Genomic DNA, 20,243 nt, shown 5'->3' with positions numbered 1-20,243 from the left:
CTCCTTATTGTTTGCCGCCAAGAACAAGAGGCAAAGATGTCAGCCCACGCAGACCAGGGTGCAGCCTCAGCTCTGAAGGGCCATCTGTTTCAAGGCGGTCAACTTTTTCTGCCAGAGTACGGAAGAAAACCTCGCCCTCAAGGCGGGCCATCATCTGCGCCACGCAGGCATGTGGGCCGGCGCCATAACCAATCTGGCGGGTTATTCTGCGGCGAATATCAAAACGATCAGGCTCTTCCCACGCAAGCGGATCTCGCCCGGCTGAACCTATCAGAACCAGTACTTTTTCATGCTTACCCAGTCGCTGCCCTTCGAACTCGAAATCTTCAGTCGTAGTGCGGAACAGACTTTGTGATGAACTGTCGTAACGCGTAGCTTCTTCAAAAGCAGCACGGGCAAGGGATGGATCTTCACGCAGCAATGCCCACTGCCCGGGGTGCTCAGCCAGCGCACGCAGGCACAAGCCTATTGAGTCAATCGTGGTATCAACCCCGGCAGAAAGAAAAGACCTCACAAGCAGCTTTGCCTCAGCGTGCGTGATCTCACCCCTGTCAGCAGCGGCATACATCGCAGCGCCCAGGCCATCATCCGTCAGAGCCGAGCGCTCACAATGAGCATCAACCCAGGCACTCACTTCTTCAGCCCGTGACAAAAGCTGATCATACCATGGTGTACGCGGCCCGAATGCACCAAACACCATACCGCCATAGACGAGCATCATGTCACGGTCGAGAGGAGGCATACCCACAGCGTCAGGAAACACCTTCATGGGAAAAGGCAGAACGAGCTCTGACACAGCTTCAATACGGCCACGCTCTGTTGCTCTGCTTATCAGGTCATCTGCCACACCGGTAAACTCGGTACGCATTTTTTGCAGAGCACCCGGGGTAAACAAACGCATCAGTACCTTGCGGGTGCGGTCATGGTCGGGCGGGTCAACCTCAAGAATAATGCTGGGCTGACGCCAGTTTTTATCTTTAAAATAATTCGTCAGCCCACCCCCACCGGCGTTGCTGAAACGCTGCCAGTCGGTCAGTACTGTGCGCACCTGGTCATAGTGGTGCACCACCCAGATATTATGCTTTTCAAGCCAGACAACAGGCCCAAGAGCACGCAGCTGTGCATAATAACGATAAGGATCAGCCCTGAACTCTGCTGAAAACGGATCGAGGTCTGAAACAACGCGTTTATCCGTAATAATAGTCATGAGTGTTGTCCTCTCATTCTGGCTCTGTAGGCACGGGTTTCGCTCTCATCCACATCCAGATCAGCTGTCAGAACCACTCCGTAGGCAGACAAAGCTCCGTCACGTGTCACACGACCGTCCCGCACATCCTCCAGCACATGCACGGGGTCACGCTCTAAGGGGTCGCCATAGCCACCACCACCCGCCATGACATGACGGTAAACATCACCCTTACCAAGTATAATCGGATCAAGCGGCATAGCCGGCAGAATGCTCTCCTGCCCCTGCGAGATCAGAATATTTGAAGCTGCCGCACCAGGCTTGCCACCAAACAGACCATGTGGCGGATATTTCACTTTATCAGAACGCACACCAAAATAGACGTTATCCTGCAGAATGCGATATTCGCGCAGAATACCGAGGCCACCACGCTGTTTACCCGCTCCGGCCGTATCAGGCACAACACCATAACGCTCAATACGAATGGGATAGTCTGTCTCTATAATTTCGACAGGAACATTTGCCTGGTTAGAGGCCATATGAGGTACACCCTCCTGGCCATCATGCTGTGCTGTTCCGCCCCACACACCCATTACGCACTCAGAAAACACAAAGGTACGGCCACGATACACGCCACTGAAACTGGGCAAAGTAGACCCGCCTGCACCGTCAGCTGCCACACTCTCGGGCAGACACGGCGCCAGTGCCCCAAATACACAATCAACAATACGATACCCTGTAATACCCCGGCCACCGCAGGCCGCGGGGTAAGTACAGTTTAACACAGTACCTTCTGGCGCAACGACTTTAATAGGACGGGTATAACCGTGACAGTTGGGAACGTCAGCCCCCATAACTGAACGCAGTGCCGCGTAAACATTCGACTTACAAAAAGAGATAGGCGCGTTGATACCACCAGCAACCTGCTCTGAAGTTCCTGTCCAGTCAGCGGTTACTTCATCACCCTGCACATGCAGGGCCAGGCGAAAAACAACCGGGGCTCCCTGCTCTCCCAAACCGTCAATATGGTCTTCAAAAGTATAGATACCATCAGCAATTGAACGAATAGACTCACGAGCCAGACGTTCAGCATAGTCATGTAGCGCCGCGGTATAAAAATGCAGCTCCTCACGACCATAACGCCGCAGCATATCAGCGAATGCACGATCACCGGCCTGAACTGCCGCACATTGCGCTGCAATATCCCCCAAAACCAGGTCGGGTGTACGCACATTTGCCGCAATAATAGCGTGAATGGCGGTGTCAGGCACATTTTTACGAAACAGCTTTAAAAAAGGAAGACGCAGCCCTTCCTGATGAATGCTGACAGAACTGAGAGAGTTACTGCCAGGCACCAGCCCGCCCACATCAACATGATGCGCAATGGTAGCTGCCCATCCACACAAAATGCTGTCATGAAAAAGAGGTTTTACAACATAAATATCTGGCAGATGCTGCCCTGATGCCAGGTAAGGGTCATTGCCAACAAAAACATCACCCTCATCAATATTTCCGGCATACTCTGTGATCAGATGCTGCATGGCATCATAAAAACTACCAAGATGCATGGGAGTTGTAAGGCCCTGGGCAATGTTCTGCCCCTGCGGGTCGCACAAAGCAGTGGAAAAATCCATCGCATCGCGTACAATTGGCGAATGAGCTGTGCGCATGAGAATAATCGCCATCTCATCAGCAATAGCTTCAAATCCGTTTTTTATAATCTCAAGAAGAGCCAGGTCACACTCAGCCATCATGCGCCTCCCTGTTCTGGCAGATCAATCACCACGTTATTATAAGCATCACGCCAGACCATGCAGTCAGGCGGCACAATGGTGGTGCCTTCATATTCCTCAATAATCATCGGCCCCTGACGCGGTTTATCGTTCAGCAGGTAACGGTGGAGCACAGGTGTGGACAGCAGGCCATGCTGCGCGCCAAAATAGGCCATACGTGTGCTTTCCTCAGCCAGATGGCCACCAGCTATCACCTTATTAATTTCAGGCGGACGTGCAGGCGGGCGTGAGGCCACCACACGAATACTGACAAGCTCCATGTGGCCATTATCATGCACATAGCCGTAGCTGCGTTTGTGCTCAGCCATAAAATCCTGCGCTGCCTGCTTAATCACATCAGCGGTAACCGTGGCTGATGAAAGTGGTACACTCAGCTCATACCCCTGCCCCTGATAACGCAGCTGCGCAAAACGGGTAATAGTCAGCCCGGCATTATCGTCTTCACCCATTTCAGAGCAAAGTGCAGACTGCAAGGCATGATAAGCGGCTTCAAGAGCACGTCGTGCCTCTTCCCCGGCAGGCAAAGGCGCGGCATAGGCAATTGTACGGCCCATTTCATAATCAGCAAAAAGCAGACCAACAGCACTGAACACACCTGCTCCAGGTGGCACAATCACTCGTCCGATATTCAGCTCACGGGCAAGTAACGCCGCATGCATGCCACCATTGCCGCCAAAAGCCAGCATTGTGAAGTCACGTGGATTACGACCACGATAGGTCGAAACAGCCTTAACCGCACGCATCATCGTCGCATTAGCAACACAATGCACACCATAAGCTGCCTCGAGCAAACTCATATCCGTTTTATCGCAGACAGCAGCCTGCAAAGCATCTCTGGCACACTGTGCATTAACAGGCACTGTGCCAGAAGCGAGAGCGTGAGGATTGAGGTAACCAAGCACAAGGTTGGCATCCGTTACGGTAGCCTGTGTGCCACCATGACCATAACAGGCAGGCCCTGGCATAGCCCCCATACTTTCGGGGCCAATTTTCAGCCCGCCGCCCGCATCTATGCGCACAACACTGCCGCCACCTGCGCCAACTTCTGACACATCAATAATAGGCAGCTTCAAAGCATAGCCACCACCCTTTGCCAGAGCACTGGACATAGAGATACCGCCACCGACCTCATAATCATCAGTGGCAGTCAGGCGACTATCCTGAATAAGGGAAGCTTTTGCTGTGGTGCCTCCCATATCAAACGTAATAATATCGGAATAACCGGCGACATGCCCAAGCCGTGCAGCCCCCACCACGCCCGCAGCCGGGCCACTTTCAACCACTGTAGCAGGGCGGGCAATCACCTGAGAAACATCAAGCAGTCCACCGCTGGACTGCATCATCAGCAGGCGGCCATCGAACCCTGCATTCTGAAGAGTCTGCACCAGCCCTTTAAGATAACGACTGACAACCGGCCCGACGTAAGCATTAACAACTGTTGTACTGGTGCGCTCATATTCACGTACCTCTGGCAACACATCATAGCTTACAGAGATAAAACAATCTTCCGGCAGCTCTTCCCGTAAAATACGCTCTGCCTGCTTTTCGTGTTCAGGATTAACGTAGCTATGCAAAAAACAAACAGCCACAGCTTCAACTCCAGCTTTAGCCAGCGTCTTAGCAACGGTACGTACGTTCTCTTCATCCAGCGCCTGTATCACATCGCCACGGGCATCAAGGCGTTCACGCACTTCAAGGCGCAAGCGCCGCGGCACTAAGGGCTCCGGCTTTTGATAAAGAGGCTCATATAAACGTGGCACACGAATACGACGCAGCTCCAGAACATCTCTGAAACCTTCAGTTGTTACCAGACCTGTCCGCGCACCTTTTGCTTCAAGAATAGCATTTGTCGCAATTGTCGAGGCATGCAGCAGCTGCCCAAAAGCTGAGGCCGGCGCCTGTAACTGTGCAGCGATCTGACGCACACCGGTCAGAATACCCAGAGCATAGTCATGAGGGGTAGACGGCACTTTGGCCGTAACCAGAACACCATCAGCGGAAAGGCAGGCGATATCTGTAAAAGTCCCGCCTATATCAGCAGCTATACGATAATGTGGTTCCATCACTTATCACACCTGAAAGCAGCCAGTTTCTCTTCATCAACCGTAATGCCGAGACCCGGAGCATCAAGCGGCAGAATAGAACCATTACTAACCTGCATAGGTTCTGTCAGAATATCATCATCATAATAATGCCCGGCTACACGATATGGATGCCGCCCTGCCGGTGCGCTGATTGCAATAACAGCCCCGAGTGACACCGCAGGCCGTGCCAGCGCAAAATGAACGTTAGCTGCTGTACCAATAGCTGATTCAATCGAGCCATTAACATCGCATGGTATCAGAGAAGCTTCGGCCACATCAGCAACTTTACAGGCACCACTTATACCACCTGCTTTAGCCAGATAAACTGAGATGCAGTCTGCTGCTCGTGTTGACACCACATCAAGCGCATCATTCACATCCCAGCAGCTCTCATCAGCGATAACCGGCACAGAAGAAGAGGCTGTCACCTCTGCCATATAACGCAGACCTTCTGAAGGCTGCTCAACCATGCTGACGCCAGCCTCAACCAGACGACGCACAGTCTCCATCGCAGATTTTGCGTGACCATATCCCTGGTTTGCATCAAGTCTGAGAGTTATATCGTCGCCCAGGCGCTTGCGCAGAACACCAATGAGGCGAATATCACGCGCTGCATCTGTTCCGCCTTTGATCTGCAAACAAGAGACACCATCATCTATTGCGGCAATAGCTTCTTCAAGCGCATCCTCTTCAGGCATCAGGCCGACCATATGTGCGACAGGCACGCTGTCACGCACCTGACCACCCAGCAATTTATAAACCGGCAGACCCGCACACTTACCCCAGGCATCATACAGCGCAATGCTGACAGCACATTTGGCATAAACATTGCCTACTGCAACACGGTCCATAATCTGTGCCGCACGGGTTACAGCCGTTACGTCCTGCCCGATCAGAGCCGGTCCGATAACTGTGGTAACCATATTGATAACCGTGCCTATGGTTTCCCCCCCATGACGGGCAAAATCCCCTCCCCAGTCCGGCAAAGGAGTAGCTTCACCATAACCTGTCACACCATTTTCTGTCGTGATACGCACAGCAACAAAGTTACCAAGCTGACCAAGCATACCAGCCCAGCGAAAGTCGCGCCGTGACGGCAGAGAAAACGGAAAAGCCTCAACAGAAATAATCTTCACAGTATCATCTCCATAATCACAGACTGATTAAAAAATATACAGTTCTGCAATCATAATTTTATACAGATCATGCACTGACAGAAGTTTTGCGGTAAGGCACCAGACAGGCGGCTACCAGCAATACACAACAGGAAAGCCCCCAGAAAGAAGACCACTGTGTCAGCGCGAGATAAACGGGAGGAGCAGCCAGGCAGATAAGTGACGTCAGCTGCCCGACAAGGCCTGAGACAACACCAATATCTTCCTGTCTGCTAACGAATGTCGGCAACTGCGCCATTGTGCCCCCTGCCATGCCACCAAAAGCCAGCAACCAGCAGATGAGCGCAACGAGCGCCCAGCCAAAACCACCGCCTGGAAAAAACAAAACAAACAAAGCGGCCAGGCCCAGGCAAACAAGCGAACGATACATTATTCTGTAATGCACCTGCTTGGTCAGAATATAACCGGTAACAAAGCCACCGAGCATCATGGCAAAAATTTTTGCTGCTGCTATGCCACTGTTAGACATACCCACCTCAACCCCGTAAGCACGAGCGAGGTAAGAGGGGGTAACAACACTAACGCCATAAGCAACCGCATTAGGTAAAGCGAGCGAAAAACCAAGACGTATAATAGCTTTGTCTTTAAACAATAAAGCCAGGCCACCATTACCAGTATTGACATTTACCTGTTCTTTGCGGCGCGGTAGCTGCATAACAAAACAGGTGAGTGCTGCAAAAATAGCCGCATGCCACAAAAAAACATGCTGCCAGACACCACCGATGGTAAATGGCACGGCCAGCAACAAGCCGAAAGCATAACCAACAGGCCCATATGTAGACCAGAAAGACAGGGCGCGTGTACGGGCGTCGCCTTCAAGCCAGGACACAAGAGCCGATGGGCATGTCACGGTCAGGGCACCAAAAGACGCCCCTGACAAACACATACCAAAATAAACAAGTAACCAGCTATGAGCCTGACTTAAACAGACATCGCCTGCGATCGCGAGCAAGCCTGCCAGCACCATACCTGAACGAATACCAATACGATCAACCAGGCGCCCTATAGGTACGCATGCCAGAGCAGAGGGCAAAGAAAAAAGCGAAATTGCAAAACCAGCCTGTGGCGCTGCAATTGAAAGATCGTGGATAACATGAGGCAGAAATGAAACAAAAACACCAATGCTGGACATTGAAGCCACGATCATCGCGTAGCAAAAAAGCAAAAGCCAGAGCGCTGAAGTGTTGCCAAGAAACGGGCTGACATTAACAGGTTCTTTCATATCACCCCTCCTCCTCCAGTACGCGGTTGTTCATTGCCTGCCCCAGCAAAACAAGACGATCATAATGATCGATGTTGCTTAACCCCTGCGCGTGAGCATCCAGGCTAAAAAGCTGACGCTTTGCAGGCTGATAAACAGGCCAGTGTGTTAAACCACTACCGTTAGGCGAGCCTGTTTTTGCAAAATTCAGCCAGTAGCCAGAGACAACCTGCATCAGATGTTCCTGTTCTGAGCGACGGGCGGGCTCTTCATACTGATGTGTTTTAAGTACAAACCCTATTTCAGCACCATGAAAAGCACCTGCATCTGCCAGCTGACCTGGTGCCGGGTGTGGGTTAACTGGTTTTGTATGCGCATAATCAAAGCGATAGGCATAGCTGGGCACATGCCGCGACATCACCTGTGACAATACGATGGTGTTCCAGTTAAACACGACATCACCAAATATCTGATGCCCCATAGCCGCAGGCGTATTATACCCTTCCTGCCGCAAAACCTGCAGCAGTGGATCACGCTGCTGACCATAAAAATCTGATACAGCAGACTGGATCCCGGTTTGTGTGCCGCCACCCATTGGTGGAAAAAGGCTGCCTTCATCATGGTTATGCCCCGCCATAACCGGCACCCGGGCACAGTCACCTTCTGCCATCATGCTGTAAGGCGAGCGTGGAACAAGCCAGCCATCAACAGCAGGATAAAACAGCCAGTTAAAACCATACGACTTGATAAGATCTTTTGCCGGAATGCGGCGTAATGCCTCGAGCGATGGCGCTTTAAGGCTCTGAGCATAAGCCGCCCCCACCTGCTCCATCTGCTTTGTGTTACCAAGCAGAATATAAGAACTGGGTTTACCAAGTGGTGCGCCACTTTGCGCAACGGCCCGATGAAACAGACCACGTGAAGCCGGCATAACAAGATGATAGGCAACACTAAAGGCACCAGCTGACTGGCCAAAAATCGTGACATTATCAGGGTCACCGCCAAACCGGGCAATATTGTCACGAACCCACTGAAGGGCAGCAACCTGGTCCATCAGCCCATAGTTACCTGACACACCATGAGGAGATTCCTGCGCCAGCTCCGGATGAGCAAAGCTACCTAAGATCCCTACACGGTAGTTAACAGAGACAAAAACAACACCATCAGCAGCCAGGCGCGCACCATCATATTTGGGGTCCTGCGACGCCCCCATGATAAAGGCACCGCCATAAATCCAGACCATAACCGGGCGTAAACGCCCGTCTGATGGAGGGGCCCATACATTAAGATTCAGGCAATCCTCATCCATATGCGACGGGGTGAAGCTTTCCATTGGCCCGGACGGTGCCCAGGGACTGCCTCCAAACTGTGTGCACGACCTGACACCTGCCCAGGGCGTAACAGGTTGCGGTGGTTTCCAGCGTAAATTGCCTACAGGAGGCGCTGCATACGGAATACCAAGCCAGGCGGTTACTCCCGGTTGCATCGTGGCACAACCAGAAACCTGCCCGGCCGTCGTCTGACGTACCGGAGCCGGACCTGCAGCACCCAGGCCACCGGCGAGACAGGCACCTCCCGCCAGCAGAAACGTTCTGCGACCGAAACCATATTCCGTCATGTGCACTCTCCTGCGTATCAGATATCAGAAACCTGCTGATACCGTTGCCATGGCCATAAACGGTGTAGAAACGTAATAAGACGGTGTGCCACTTTTCGCGACAGTGCCACCATTGACGCCTTTTGTTGCCACAGCATTAGACTGGACGCTATAGACCCCGGAAAGATAGTGGTTATTAGCAAGATTAACGATATTTAAGCGAATTTCAGGATGCTTAAGAAATCCGATATTATGCATACGATACCCTGCTGTCAGATCAGCCTGCACATAGGATGGTATGGATTCATCATTCATAAATGTTGAATACTGCTTACCAACCCATTTAATACCAGCATTGCCGAACCATGTACCATCATCATAATCAAGGCCAAAGCCAAGCTGATATTTTGGTGCCATAACAGCATTTTTACCTTTTGTCGGCAGTGCATTATTCCCGACATAAAGGTTGTTATCAATTTTAGCATCGAGATATTCAGCTGACATATAAGGGCGGAAATGATGAATAGGTGCTGTGCCAAGCTCAAAATCTACACCACGCGCATGCTGTCCACCACCATTCAGCTGAGACGGGATTTGCTGGTTACCACGGTAAATCATTGTACTGACAAGGCGATTGGTCATATTATAATTAAAGAATGCAATACGGGCCATTACCTTATCTGAGGTATAACGATACCCTATTTCTTCAGAAATCGTATATTCAGGCTTAAGGTTGAGGTTAGCTGCGCCGGTTACAGCACCATTATAGGTACTTTCATACATTGCATTGGTCGTAGGAAGACGAAAAGCCGTGCTACCATTAATGTAAAACTGATGATGTGAATTAATAGTATAAGTCATACCAACATTTGGAAGAGGCTCAGCCGTATTAACACCCATATGATAAGGAGTACCAGGAAGTGAGTTTGTCCCCTGGCGGTTAACCATTGCCTCACGAAAGCCTGCTGTAATTTTCAGCTTATCATGAAATAATGAGAGTGTATCAGCAATATATAATACATTAGTCGTAATATATGAATGAGACGCCATCAGATAATACGGGCTGCCATCAGCCTGCCTGTAATAATGGCTGTCACCCCATGGATTCATTGGCGAACCATTTGCTTTTACACGACCATACTGTGAAAAAAGATTATCATTTTCATATTGAAACCAGTAACCAAACGTCAGAGTGTTATGCCGTGTGGCATAAGCCATGTTTGTATTAAACCCGGAGCGTGATGTTTGCTCGATATAAGGTTCATACACCATTGATGAACCACCAATTTTTCCATCGCCGTTCAGGTCAACCTGGTATTTATTCAAACCACTGTAAACAGCATCTTCTGATACAACACCCCCAAAGCCGGTTGTGCCATAGTTATAATATGTATAAGGCGTAAAATTGAACGTCAGCTGATCTGTGAGCTTCAGTTTTGTCGGCGCAGAAACAAGGAGTGCTTCATAGGGGTTCTGGTGAAGCTTGTAATATTTTGAATTTGTACCATTGTCATAGTCTTTAGTATAATTATATCCAGGCCCTGCTTTAAACTGTGCCGCCGTAGGATAATTATAGTTAGAAATATTAAAGTTACCGTAAGTGATTGTCAGCTTTGTATTGCTTTGCTTTCCCCAGTCTTTAACAACACCAACGTCAACATGTGTTTTTGAATCATGACCGGCACCACGCGTATGATCTGCCTCTGTCTGCGACACAGAAACAAACATACGGATTCCCGAACGCCCAAGGTCACCGCTATCTACACGCATAAACCCACGCGCCATGTTATATGACCCGCCGGTTGCATCGGCCATCACATGAAAATTATGTGAAGGGTTACGTGTAAACAATGTCATCACACCGCCGGATGCGTTGACTGTTGGGGTTGTCACATCGGGAGAACCCTGCTCCAGACTTATTTTTTCAAGATTTTCAGTATCAGCCCACTCAGAGGGGTTAACAATACTGTTATATGACCCCGTAACCGGAATACCTTCATAAACAAAGCCCATCTGTGAAGCATCAAGCCCACGGACTGAGAAACCACCACCACCAAATTGCATACCAAATGGATCAGATGAAGCCGCATTAGCACCAGGTGTCAGCTTCATCAGCTGAAAAGCAGACTGAGTAGGCGACTGTTTAGCAATAAAATCCCGCGTCACAGTACTAACAGACTTATCGCCTGTTTCTTTGGTCATCAGACCACCGCCAAACTGCTGACCAGTTACCCCACTTGCCGAGATAACCCCTGAACCATGTACTTCAAGATACTCGTTATTGCGACTTCCTATTTCTTTTCGAGGAACTTTTTTATTCTGATCAACCGGCACCTGTATTTTTTTACGCGGGCTAACCGTTTTATGCGTAACCGCTGCATGCGCCCTTTCGGCTGCAACGTGCGTTACCAGAGAAACACAACTAACCAACAAAACGAACTTTCTACTGTAACGCATCACTGACCCTTCCCCCATGACAGAGTGAAAAACTCATCTCCTGACAAACACAAAAACCGCAATTTATTTTGAAAACGAAACAATCAACGTTATCAAAAACAAATAAATAAAAAAACAAATATTCTATTTATTAAATTAAAAACAAAAAATAACGTAATATTAACTGAGAAAATTCAAGTATTAATTACTTATACTTTATTTCCCAATAAGCCCCTTCAGATCGAACTGAACGTCACCTGCCTGCTGCATATCCGGGCTTATCTCAGCAGCCAGTAATCTTCGGGCAAGCATATGCAACGCAGGCTGATTTATGGTTTCAACCGCTCCAAGTCGACCATTACTATAAAAATGAAAAAGTGCATATTTTCCTGAAGATTTTTCTCCTCTCATGACGCAGGTCATACCATCCTCTATGATACCTGCCGTCTGAAATTTTACTCCAAACTGATCAGACCAGAACCAAGGCACTGCAGCATATTCTTTCGCCTCGCCGACAATAACTGAAGCTGCAACCCGCGCCTGATCCATCGCATTTTGCACACATTCTAATCTTAATGTCTGAGCATGGTGTGCGACAGGAAACCTGCTGCAATCACCAATTGCGAATATAAATTCATCGGAAGTTTTACAGAATTTATCAACAACAATACCATCCTGGCACGCTAAGCCCGCTTCACCCGCCAGTGTCTGTTCTGGCACAATACCTGTGCCCAGAATAACCATTTCTGCATTAATGACAGCATCATCATGCAACACGACATCTATTATTGTTTTATGTCCTGCATTAATGGCTTTTACCGGACATGACAAATGGAGAAAATTGCCTGCTTTTTTATGTAGCTCTGCAACATATTCAGACAACTCTGCTGAAGCGGCACGGCGCAAAAGACGTGGCGCCATTTCAACAACATGCACCTCTTTTTTAAAGTGCGTTCGTAATGTTGCGGCAAGCTCAAGCCCGACATAACCGCCGCCAATAACAACCACTGCACCAGAAAGAGAAGCTGCTCTTCTGGCTATACTCGCGGCATCCTGCACGGTACGCAACGTATAAACATGCTCTGGTAAATCAGCCCCATGCCATGGCCTGGGTTTGCTCCCTGTCGCCAGAACAAGATAATCGTAAGAAACTATCTTACCATTACTCAGCACAACATTTTTCTGCCCGGGATTTACTGCGGTGGCTTTAACCCCTGTCAGAAGATCAATATTATCCTCCTGATAAAAAGACGCGCTTTTTAAAGGAAGGGAATCTGCACTGACAGCGCCGGTCATATACCCTTTTGACAAAGGCGGACGATGACAGGGTATACCTTCTTCTTCACTGACAAGAAGAATACGATCAGTATAACCTGCTTCTCTCAGGGCAGCTGCACAGGTTACCCCTGCATGCGATGCACCAATAATGACCGTCCCCGCCGACATCAGAACTGCCTGTCGGGCACTTCTATGCCCATACCATCCATACTGTCATCCACCATGACCTGACAGGCCAGACGGCTGTTGGGGCGGCGTTCAGCTGCAACACCTTCAAGCATTTCAGATTCTTCGTCTGTCAGGTCCGGCAAACGATCAGAGTAACCCTCATCAATATAAACATGGCAGGTCGCACAGGCGCAGGCTCCGCCACATTCAGCGTCTATTCCACGAATATTTGCCTGAATGGCAAGCTGCATGACACTGACACCACTTTTGGCATCCACTTTACGAACGCTTCCATCACGCTGGTGAAAAATCAGTTCTGGCATACTCAGGTGTTCCATAACGTGAAAACAACAGTAACGCGATAACCCCGATGAGACTCAGTTTGTCGCGATATCAAAACAAACTTGCATCCTTTCCGTATTTCTTGCAAGCATAATGTTCGTATAAAAAAAATATGTTCACATAGAAAACATTTCATTTTACTCATCAGCCACAGGAGAACGTCCACATGATGAGCGCAGAACAAAATGCAAGGATCACGCGTATCACGGCAGATCAGCCGGCAGGCAAGCTGTTACGCCAGTACTGGCAGCCTGTAGCCCTTTCAGTCGAGCTTGAAGGTCCGCGTCCTATCCGCCCCGTCGAACTGCTGGGGCAGCATTTTGTCATTTTTCGTGACGAGAGCGGCACACTGGGCATGCTTGACCGCGACTGCCCGCACCGCAATGCTGACCTGGCGTTTGGTCGCCTTGAGGATGGCGGGCTACGCTGCCCTTTTCATGGCTGGCTTTTCGATGTTAACGGGAACTGCCTCCAGACTCCGGCGGAGCCAAAAGGCAGCACCCTCTGCAAACGCATTAAACAAAAATCCTATCCGGTTATTGAAAAAAGCGGGATTATTTTTGCTTTTCCTGGTGAAGGTGAGCCTCCGGCTTTTCCTGATCTTGACTGTTTTATTGCCCCTGACAACTATGTTTTTGCATTTAAGGGGCTAATGGAATGCAACTGGCTTCAGGCACTTGAAGTCGGTATTGACCCGGCTCATGCCAGCTTTCTGCATCGTTTTTTTGAAGATGATGAAGCCGAATCCTCTTACGGGCGTCAGTTTCGTGCAACATCTGCCAACAGCACAATGCCCATGACCCGCGTTCTGCGTGAGTTTGACTGTCCCGATATTACAGTCGACACAACCGACTATGGCCTGCAGCTTATTGCCACACGCGCTATGAGCGAAGAGAACACACATGTGCGCGTCACAAATGTTCTGTTCCCACAGGCTTTCGTTATTCCGCTCTCAGGCGAAATGACCATAACTCAGTGGCATGTACCTGTTAATGATACCAGCTGTTACTGGTATGCTATTTTCACCAGCTTCTCAGAGCCGGTCGATAAAGACCATATGCGTGAGCAGCGCCTGAAGCTTTATACGCTGCCGGACTACCGCCCGCGTGTAGGGCGCGCCAACGACTATGGCTTTGACCCAGGCGAACAGGCCAGCAAAACCTACACCGGTATGGGAGATGATATTAACGTACACGATCAGTGGGCCGTAGAATCACAGGGGCCGATACAGGACCGTACCCGTGAACATCTGGGCCAGACGGATAAAGGAATTATCGCCTACCGTCGCATGCTTAATCAGGCCATTGATCAGGTCGAGCGCGGTGAAAAACCACTGATGGTACTAAATGCCACTCAGGCAGCAGCCATACAGGGCCCTGCAACGATGGATGGCGTAGGCCCCGCCAGCAACACAGAGGATTACTGGAAAGACGTTGATGCCCGCCGCCGGTCTGCGGCTCCATGGCGCCAGGCCGCCGTTCAGATATAAGGGGGTTCGACGATGAGCTTTATTCAGCAGCATGGACTATGGACTGAAAAACAGCAACGCACGGCCAAAGAGGTAGCAAACAAGGTGCGTGCAGAAAACATTCAGGTTATTCGTTTTTGCTTTCCTGATCAGCATGGTATTTTACGCGGCAAAACACTTGTTGCTGACGCCCTGGGCAGCGCTTTTAGCAGTGGAATCTCTCTTGCCTCCTCTCTGTTGCTGAAAGACACAGCTCATCGTACTGTTATCTCTGTTTTTTCAGCACAGAATACCATTAAGGATTCTGCGGTTCAGGGCTCTGCTGACATGTGCATGATACCTGACCCGACCAGCTTTAAGGTACTACCCTGGGCACCACATACCGGCTGGATGCTGTGTGATCTGTATTATAAAAATGGTGAAAAAGTACCTTATGCAACACGACATATTTATCGTGATGCGCTGCAACGCCTGGCTGAGACGGGCTATGAATTTATGGCCGGGCTGGAGGTCGAGTTTCACCTCACCCGCATTGAAAATCAACGCCTGCACCCTGACGATGCAGGTCAGCCAGCGGCCCCACCTGACGTTTCCCTGTCTCACCGGGGCTATAACTACCTGACAGAACTGAATTACGATCAGATCGACCCGATGATGGAGGTCATGCGTAAAACTGTTCAGGGACTTGGACTCGGCTTGCTTTCGCTAGAGGTCGAATTTGGACCAGGGCAGGTCGAAATGGTTTTTAAAGCCGATAAAGGCCTGCAACCAGCCGATGACATGATTCTGTTTCGCTCTGCTGTAAAACAGGTTTGCCGCAGACACGGCTACCATGCCAGCTTTATGTGCCGGCCTCGTCTGCCTTCTGTCATGTCAAGCGGGTGGCACCTTCATCAGTCTCTGTGCACGCCTGACGGGAAAAATATTTTTATGCCCGAAAAAGCTGAAGATCAGCTTTCTTCAACCGGCATGGCATGGCTTGGAGGACTTTTAAAACATGCTGAATCAAGCAGTGTTTTTTCCACACCAACAATTAACGGATATAAACGCTACCGTCCGTTCTCTCTGGCCCCTGACCGGGCCATATGGGGTATTGACAACCGTGGTGTTATGCTGCGCGTTCTTTCTGCACCTCACGATAAAGCCTCACGCATTGAAAATCGTGTAGGAGAGCCAGCGGCAAACCCCTACCTCTATATGGCATCACAAATTATTGCCGGGATGGACGGTCTGAAAACCAGCGCTGACCCTGGACTACCCGCCGATGCACCATATGAAACACAGGCTCCGCTACTACCCACCACACTGGCACAGGCTACGGATGCGCTCGATAAAAGCACTCTCTTTCGTGAGGCTATGGGTGATAATTTTATTAATTACCTGGTTGCAATTAAACGCTCTGAAATAAGGCGGTATGAACTTGAAGTTTCTGAATGGGAACAACGGGAATATTTTGATATATTCTGATATCGTAACTTTCACCCTCTCTCCGGCCTCTCTGTCACCTCACAGGATCTGACATGAAATTTCCATCGCTGTTCTCTTCTCTTCTGATGCTTTCCACAATCTGCCTGCCGGTGCAGAGCATGGCTGCACCTCCTGCACCGTTTTATGACTGGTCTGGCCCGGTCACAGATGCCCCGGGTACAATGCTGCGCTCAGAACCTCTCAAAGCAACCTGGCTGCCAGCTGATACAGGCAAAGCTTTTAAAATTCTTTACAGCTCAACCGATGGAATGAAACCCGAAAACAAAGTGCCGGTCTCAGGGTATATCCTCATCCCTTCCGGCCCGGCTCCCAAAGGCGGGTGGCCACTGGTTATCTGGGCACATGGCACAACAGGAGTGGCTGATGTCTGTGCACCATCATGGATGGGCCCTGCAGCCAGAGACCAGGCCTATCTGAATGTATGGCTGAAACGAGGCTTTGCAGTTGTCGCATCCGACTATCAGGGACTGGGTACACCAGGCACACACCCTTATCTGTTATACCGCCCCGAAGCCTATAGCCTGCTTGATGCCGCACGAGCTGTGCTGAAGCAGCATCATTTCGATATACAAAATAAAGCAATGATTGTTGGCCAGTCACAGGGAGGGGGCGCAGCACTTGCTGCAACATGGGCTTTTCCACACTATGCACCTGACCTCAATGTCAAAGGAGCTGTGCTGACAGGCTTAGTTACTGCAATACATCAGGACACACCAGAGCTAAACGAAAAACGCTATACAACTGTTGATGCGATGGACCCTGCTTTCGCTACACTGCGCCTTGCTGGCACAGACCAGGCTATTCACCCGGAGACTGACCCTTCATCTCTCTTTTCTGAAAAAGGAAAGAAAATGCTTGAAGTTGCCCATAACGGGTGCCTGCATGATCTCTTCCGCGAAGCTAAAAAGCTGAATATCAAAACCGGTAAAGAACTCGTATCACGCGACATCACAGCCTATGACCGCGACATGACCCGTTATTTTGAACTGCCTGACGGGCATCTCACTGTGCCGGTTTTCTTAGGCACCGGGCTTGCTGACAACATGGCCGGTACAACTGGTCAGTACGGTGCAGCTCTCGCACTTTGTAAAGCCGGCAGTGTTGTACAGTGGCATAAATACCCCGGCATTACGCATAGCGGTGCAGTCAACTACTCACTGCCTGATTCAGAGCAGTTTACGCATGACATTATGAACGGCAGCCCGGTTGCCTCATCATGCAGCGACATGACCCCTCCGGGGCCCATTCAGAAACCAACCCCCAATATTCCTTTTAACCAGTAAACCATTAAGAAAAGACAGCGGAACATGAACCACTCATCAGCACCATCTTCTGCAACACAAACTGAAGAATGGTCAGCAGAATTTGTGCTGACACGGCCCGGTCATGATGCTCCGCTGTTTAACCAGCGTATTACAACCCGCGATGGTCGCCTGTGTGCGCTGCAACCCGAGATATTACCTCAGCAGGGGGCTGGCCGTGTTGCCATGCCCGCCTTTGCCAATGCACATGATCATGGTCGGGGCGTGCCTACCCTGTCAGCTGGTATTCCTGACGGGCCACTGGAACTCTGGCTGTCGCGCCTGGGGGTTGAGCCACGTATGCAGGCTTACCTTAATGCGGCCTGTGCCTTTGCAAACATGGCTGAAGCAGGCATTGGCGCTGTTGTGCACTGCCACAATACGCAAAATGGCCGGGCCCTGCTGGAAGAAGCAGAAGGAGTCGCTGCTGCTGCCCGTGATGTCGGCATCAGAGTCGCTTTTGCTGTTCCGTTTGCTGGTGAAAACCCTTTTGTCTACGGCGATAATGCAGCTCTGGGCGGGTATCTGCCTGATCTCTCCCGCTATCCCCAGCTTTCTGCACCGCGACACAAACGTTCGCTGGGAGAAGGTCTCGCCATCACTGATGCTCTGACCCGCCTGGAAAGCCCGACTTTTACCGTACAGTATGGCCCTGTCGGCCCGCAATGGACTAACCGGGAGACACTCGAAACACTAAGTGCTCTTTCAGCCTCGACCGGACGCCGGGTACATATGCATTTTTTTGAAACACGCTTACAGCGTGAATGGGCCGACGCACAATTTCCTGAAGGTCTTATCCCCTGGCTTGACAAAATCGGCCTGCTTTCACCCCGCCTCACTCTGGCGCATTGCTGCTGGCTGCGCGAGCACGAGCTTGAGCTGCTGGCACAGCGCGGGGTGCTGATTGCGTGTAATACCTCTTCAAATTTTCGCCTCTCTTCAGGTCTCCCTCCCATCGCTGGCGTACTGCGCCACGCTATTACGTTCGGAGTCGGGCTGGATGGCATGTCACTGGAAGATGATCATGATATTTTACGAGAAACCCGTTTACTGCGAGGCGTTGCACAGGCACTTGATGCTGGCATAGATGGTGCTGCCGACAAAGGCATGTGGTTAACACACTGTTATGACGCCCTTCTGCGCGGTGGTCGTGAAGCCGTTCTGGGCCCTGATAGCGGTGGAACTCTCCTTGAAGGCGCACCCGCCGACTTTGTTATTGCACGCACAGATCGCATTATGAGGCATACCGTGCCTGATGCTGCCTTACCTGACCTGCTGCTGACACGACTGACACGCCAGGACATCGACACGCTGGTCGTTAACGGCAAAACCATTGTAAAAAATGGCCAGTGCATCACCGTCTCAAAATCCGACCTGGAGCGGACCCTCAACGACCTGATCAAAGCTGCTCTGGATAAAAACCATGGCACCCCGCCGGTCGACCCTGAATGGGAGAACGGGCTACGCCGGTATTACCGTGCCGGAGAGCACCGCAAAGCAGGGATTACGCACGTATGACAGCGATAAAGCGCCTCTATGTGCTGCTATGCGGCTACGAAACCATACCCAAATATATTTCTGTCAGCGGTGCCGACAACCGCTTTATGATCAGCGAACCTATATGTGCTTACCTGCTCGACACGACACAGGGATGGATTTTGCTCGACGCAGGCATGGACCCTCAGCACGTCACAGACCCACAGAGGCTGCACACATATTTTACATCACAGGGTATGATCCCTCCGATCGTACGCACTCAGCATGACCTGAAAAATCAGCTGGCTGAAATTGGTATTACACTGGCTGATATCAGCTGGATTATTCTCTCTCACCTGCATTTTGATCACACCGGTTACATCAAACACTGCCCACAGGCGCGGGTTTCAGTACAAAAGCGAGATTATGATGCTGCTATGGGCGCTGACTATTTTGCCAGTATTGCCGAAGATTTTAACAGCCCCACGATCAGATGGGATTTCAGAGAGGGAGACTGGGACGCCTTTCCTGGCCTGACTCTGCTCGACACCCGAGGGCACACGCCAGGGCATCAGTCTGCTCTGGTGCAGCTGAAGCATAGTGGTGCATTGCTCCTGACCTTTGATGCTGGCGACCTGATGGAAAATTTCAATCAGTCTCTGCCTCCGGGCTCATGCGCTGACCAGAATGAAGCTCTGTCCTCTCTTCTGCGGATCAAAACACTTGCTGAAACGCTGCCAGCTCAGCTTATTTTATTTCATGACCCTCAACAGATACAGCAGCTCCGTTTATCTCCCGAATACTACGAATAAAATATAATCTGACCTGCAAAATGATGTTAATCTTGCCGATTTTCTGTAAAAATGCATAAAGCAGATAATAACTGTTTTTATTTTATCAGAATTCCGGTGCCCGCGATGAAAAAGAAATTTATAGCAATGAGTATCGCCTGCCTTATTTCAGGCGGAGCATCTTATGCAAAACCACCACAAAAAGATAAAATCAACACGCCTCAGACTTCTCCTGATGCCTCAATTGATATACCGCCACCTGCACCAGTTTTTGAACAAAACCCGGCACATACGCTCGAATGGTATACACAGCACAAACAGCAGCGCTCTGAAACAATTCAGGCCTGTGCAAGCAACAGCTCCATACAGGTCAGCACAAACGACTGCACTAACGCCATTAACTCTGCGGTCGCCAACCCCTGACTTCAGAGCAGCGACACAGGGTTACCTGCTGTTACT

15 protein-coding genes are annotated in these 20,243 nt (G+C 50.3%); 6 read left to right on the top strand and 9 right to left on the bottom strand.

The features are described from left to right. Positions 1-4: 4 nt before the first annotated feature. From HK25_RS00730 to HK25_RS00690, 9 genes are all read right to left on the bottom strand, one after another. Positions 5-1,207, bottom strand: coding sequence for a cytochrome P450 (locus HK25_RS00730; protein WP_086634972.1), 1,203 nt, complete (start codon positions 1,205-1,207; stop codon positions 5-7). After that, positions 1,204-2,940 carry a hydantoinase B/oxoprolinase family protein gene (locus HK25_RS00725; protein ID WP_233127539.1) on the bottom strand — a complete coding sequence of 579 codons (1,737 nt, stop codon included), beginning with the start codon at positions 2,938-2,940 and terminating at the stop codon, positions 1,204-1,206. Before HK25_RS00725 ends, HK25_RS00730 begins: the two co-directional genes overlap by 4 nt. Then, entirely contained in the window at positions 2,937-5,042 is a 2,106-nt protein-coding gene (locus HK25_RS00720; RefSeq protein ID WP_086634970.1) for a hydantoinase/oxoprolinase family protein, read from the bottom strand. The genes HK25_RS00725 and HK25_RS00720 overlap by 4 nt, the downstream gene beginning before the upstream one ends. Next, positions 5,042-6,199 carry a mandelate racemase/muconate lactonizing enzyme family protein gene (locus HK25_RS00715; RefSeq protein ID WP_086634969.1) on the bottom strand — a complete coding sequence of 386 codons (1,158 nt, stop codon included), beginning with the start codon at positions 6,197-6,199 and terminating at the stop codon, positions 5,042-5,044. Before HK25_RS00715 ends, HK25_RS00720 begins: the two co-directional genes overlap by 1 nt. A gap of 67 nt (positions 6,200-6,266) precedes the next feature. Next, the gene (locus tag HK25_RS00710) at positions 6,267-7,460 is read right to left on the bottom strand and encodes an MFS transporter (protein WP_086634968.1); all 1,194 of its coding nucleotides are present in this window, start codon (positions 7,458-7,460) and stop codon (positions 6,267-6,269) included. A 1-nt stretch (position 7,461) separates the two neighbouring features. Further along, on the bottom strand, positions 7,462-9,057 hold the full coding sequence (locus tag HK25_RS00705; RefSeq protein WP_086634967.1) for a carboxylesterase/lipase family protein: 1,596 nt from the start codon (positions 9,055-9,057) through the stop codon (positions 7,462-7,464). A 24-nt stretch (positions 9,058-9,081) separates the two neighbouring features. Next, positions 9,082-11,493, bottom strand: coding sequence for a TonB-dependent receptor (locus HK25_RS00700; protein WP_158092906.1), 2,412 nt, complete (start codon positions 11,491-11,493; stop codon positions 9,082-9,084). 195 nt (positions 11,494-11,688) lie between these two features. Continuing rightward, positions 11,689-12,918 carry an NAD(P)/FAD-dependent oxidoreductase gene (locus HK25_RS00695; protein WP_086634966.1) on the bottom strand — a complete coding sequence of 410 codons (1,230 nt, stop codon included), beginning with the start codon at positions 12,916-12,918 and terminating at the stop codon, positions 11,689-11,691. Continuing rightward, positions 12,918-13,241 (bottom strand): 2Fe-2S iron-sulfur cluster-binding protein, encoded by a 324-nt coding sequence (locus tag HK25_RS00690; protein WP_086634965.1) that lies wholly within the window; start codon positions 13,239-13,241, stop codon positions 12,918-12,920. The genes HK25_RS00695 and HK25_RS00690 overlap by 1 nt, the downstream gene beginning before the upstream one ends. A 185-nt stretch (positions 13,242-13,426) precedes the next feature. Between HK25_RS00690 and HK25_RS00685 the strand changes: the two genes are divergently transcribed. The 6 genes from HK25_RS00685 to HK25_RS00660 all read left to right on the top strand — a co-directional run bounded on the left by HK25_RS00685 (position 13,427) and on the right by HK25_RS00660 (position 20,207). Next, the gene (locus HK25_RS00685; RefSeq protein ID WP_086634964.1) at positions 13,427-14,749 is read left to right on the top strand and encodes an aromatic ring-hydroxylating dioxygenase subunit alpha; all 1,323 of its coding nucleotides are present in this window, start codon (positions 13,427-13,429) and stop codon (positions 14,747-14,749) included. A gap of 12 nt (positions 14,750-14,761) precedes the next feature. Continuing rightward, positions 14,762-16,195 carry a glutamine synthetase family protein gene (locus HK25_RS00680; protein ID WP_086634963.1) on the top strand — a complete coding sequence of 478 codons (1,434 nt, stop codon included), beginning with the start codon at positions 14,762-14,764 and terminating at the stop codon, positions 16,193-16,195. Between the two features lie 53 nt (positions 16,196-16,248). After that, the gene (locus tag HK25_RS00675) at positions 16,249-17,499 is read left to right on the top strand and encodes a lipase family protein (RefSeq protein ID WP_086634962.1); all 1,251 of its coding nucleotides are present in this window, start codon (positions 16,249-16,251) and stop codon (positions 17,497-17,499) included. Positions 17,500-17,523: 24 nt separating this feature from the next. Next, positions 17,524-19,035, top strand: coding sequence for an amidohydrolase family protein (locus tag HK25_RS00670; protein ID WP_086634961.1), 1,512 nt, complete (start codon positions 17,524-17,526; stop codon positions 19,033-19,035). Further along, entirely contained in the window at positions 19,032-19,805 is a 774-nt protein-coding gene (locus tag HK25_RS00665; RefSeq protein WP_086554688.1) for an N-acyl homoserine lactonase family protein, read from the top strand. Before HK25_RS00670 ends, HK25_RS00665 begins: the two co-directional genes overlap by 4 nt. Positions 19,806-19,910: 105 nt before the next feature. Then, positions 19,911-20,207, top strand: a complete 297-nt coding sequence (locus tag HK25_RS00660; protein WP_086554687.1) for a hypothetical protein — start codon at positions 19,911-19,913, stop codon at positions 20,205-20,207. Positions 20,208-20,243: the final 36 nt, after the last annotated feature.

This window comes from Acetobacter sp. DsW_059, assembly GCF_002153695.1.
Classification (GTDB): domain Bacteria; phylum Pseudomonadota; class Alphaproteobacteria; order Acetobacterales; family Acetobacteraceae; genus Acetobacter; species Acetobacter thailandicus.
Note: the sequence above shows the minus strand (reverse complement) of the source record. Positions and strands in the feature narration are given on the sequence as shown.

Bases quoted from the DNA above. Each gene is read 5' to 3' on its own strand.
- HK25_RS00730 (WP_086634972.1), bottom strand. From the start codon at position 1,207: ATGACTATTATTACGGATAAACGCGTTGTTTCAGACCTCGATCCGTTT.
- HK25_RS00725 (WP_233127539.1), bottom strand. From the start codon at position 2,940: ATGATGGCTGAGTGTGACCTGGCTCTTCTTGAGATTATAAAAAACGGA.
- HK25_RS00720 (WP_086634970.1), bottom strand. From the start codon at position 5,042: ATGGAACCACATTATCGTATAGCTGCTGATATAGGCGGGACTTTTACA.
- HK25_RS00710 (WP_086634968.1), bottom strand. From the start codon at position 7,460: ATGAAAGAACCTGTTAATGTCAGCCCGTTTCTTGGCAACACTTCAGCG.
- HK25_RS00705 (WP_086634967.1), bottom strand. From the start codon at position 9,057: ATGACGGAATATGGTTTCGGTCGCAGAACGTTTCTGCTGGCGGGAGGT.
- HK25_RS00700 (WP_158092906.1), bottom strand. From the start codon at position 11,493: ATGCGTTACAGTAGAAAGTTCGTTTTGTTGGTTAGTTGTGTTTCTCTG.
- HK25_RS00695 (WP_086634966.1), bottom strand. From the start codon at position 12,918: ATGTCGGCGGGGACGGTCATTATTGGTGCATCGCATGCAGGGGTAACC.
- HK25_RS00690 (WP_086634965.1), bottom strand. From the start codon at position 13,241: ATGCCAGAACTGATTTTTCACCAGCGTGATGGAAGCGTTCGTAAAGTG.
- HK25_RS00685 (WP_086634964.1), top strand. From the start codon at position 13,427: ATGATGAGCGCAGAACAAAATGCAAGGATCACGCGTATCACGGCAGAT.
- HK25_RS00680 (WP_086634963.1), top strand. From the start codon at position 14,762: ATGAGCTTTATTCAGCAGCATGGACTATGGACTGAAAAACAGCAACGC.
- HK25_RS00675 (WP_086634962.1), top strand. From the start codon at position 16,249: ATGAAATTTCCATCGCTGTTCTCTTCTCTTCTGATGCTTTCCACAATC.
- HK25_RS00670 (WP_086634961.1), top strand. From the start codon at position 17,524: ATGAACCACTCATCAGCACCATCTTCTGCAACACAAACTGAAGAATGG.
- HK25_RS00665 (WP_086554688.1), top strand. From the start codon at position 19,032: ATGACAGCGATAAAGCGCCTCTATGTGCTGCTATGCGGCTACGAAACC.
- HK25_RS00660 (WP_086554687.1), top strand. From the start codon at position 19,911: ATGAAAAAGAAATTTATAGCAATGAGTATCGCCTGCCTTATTTCAGGC.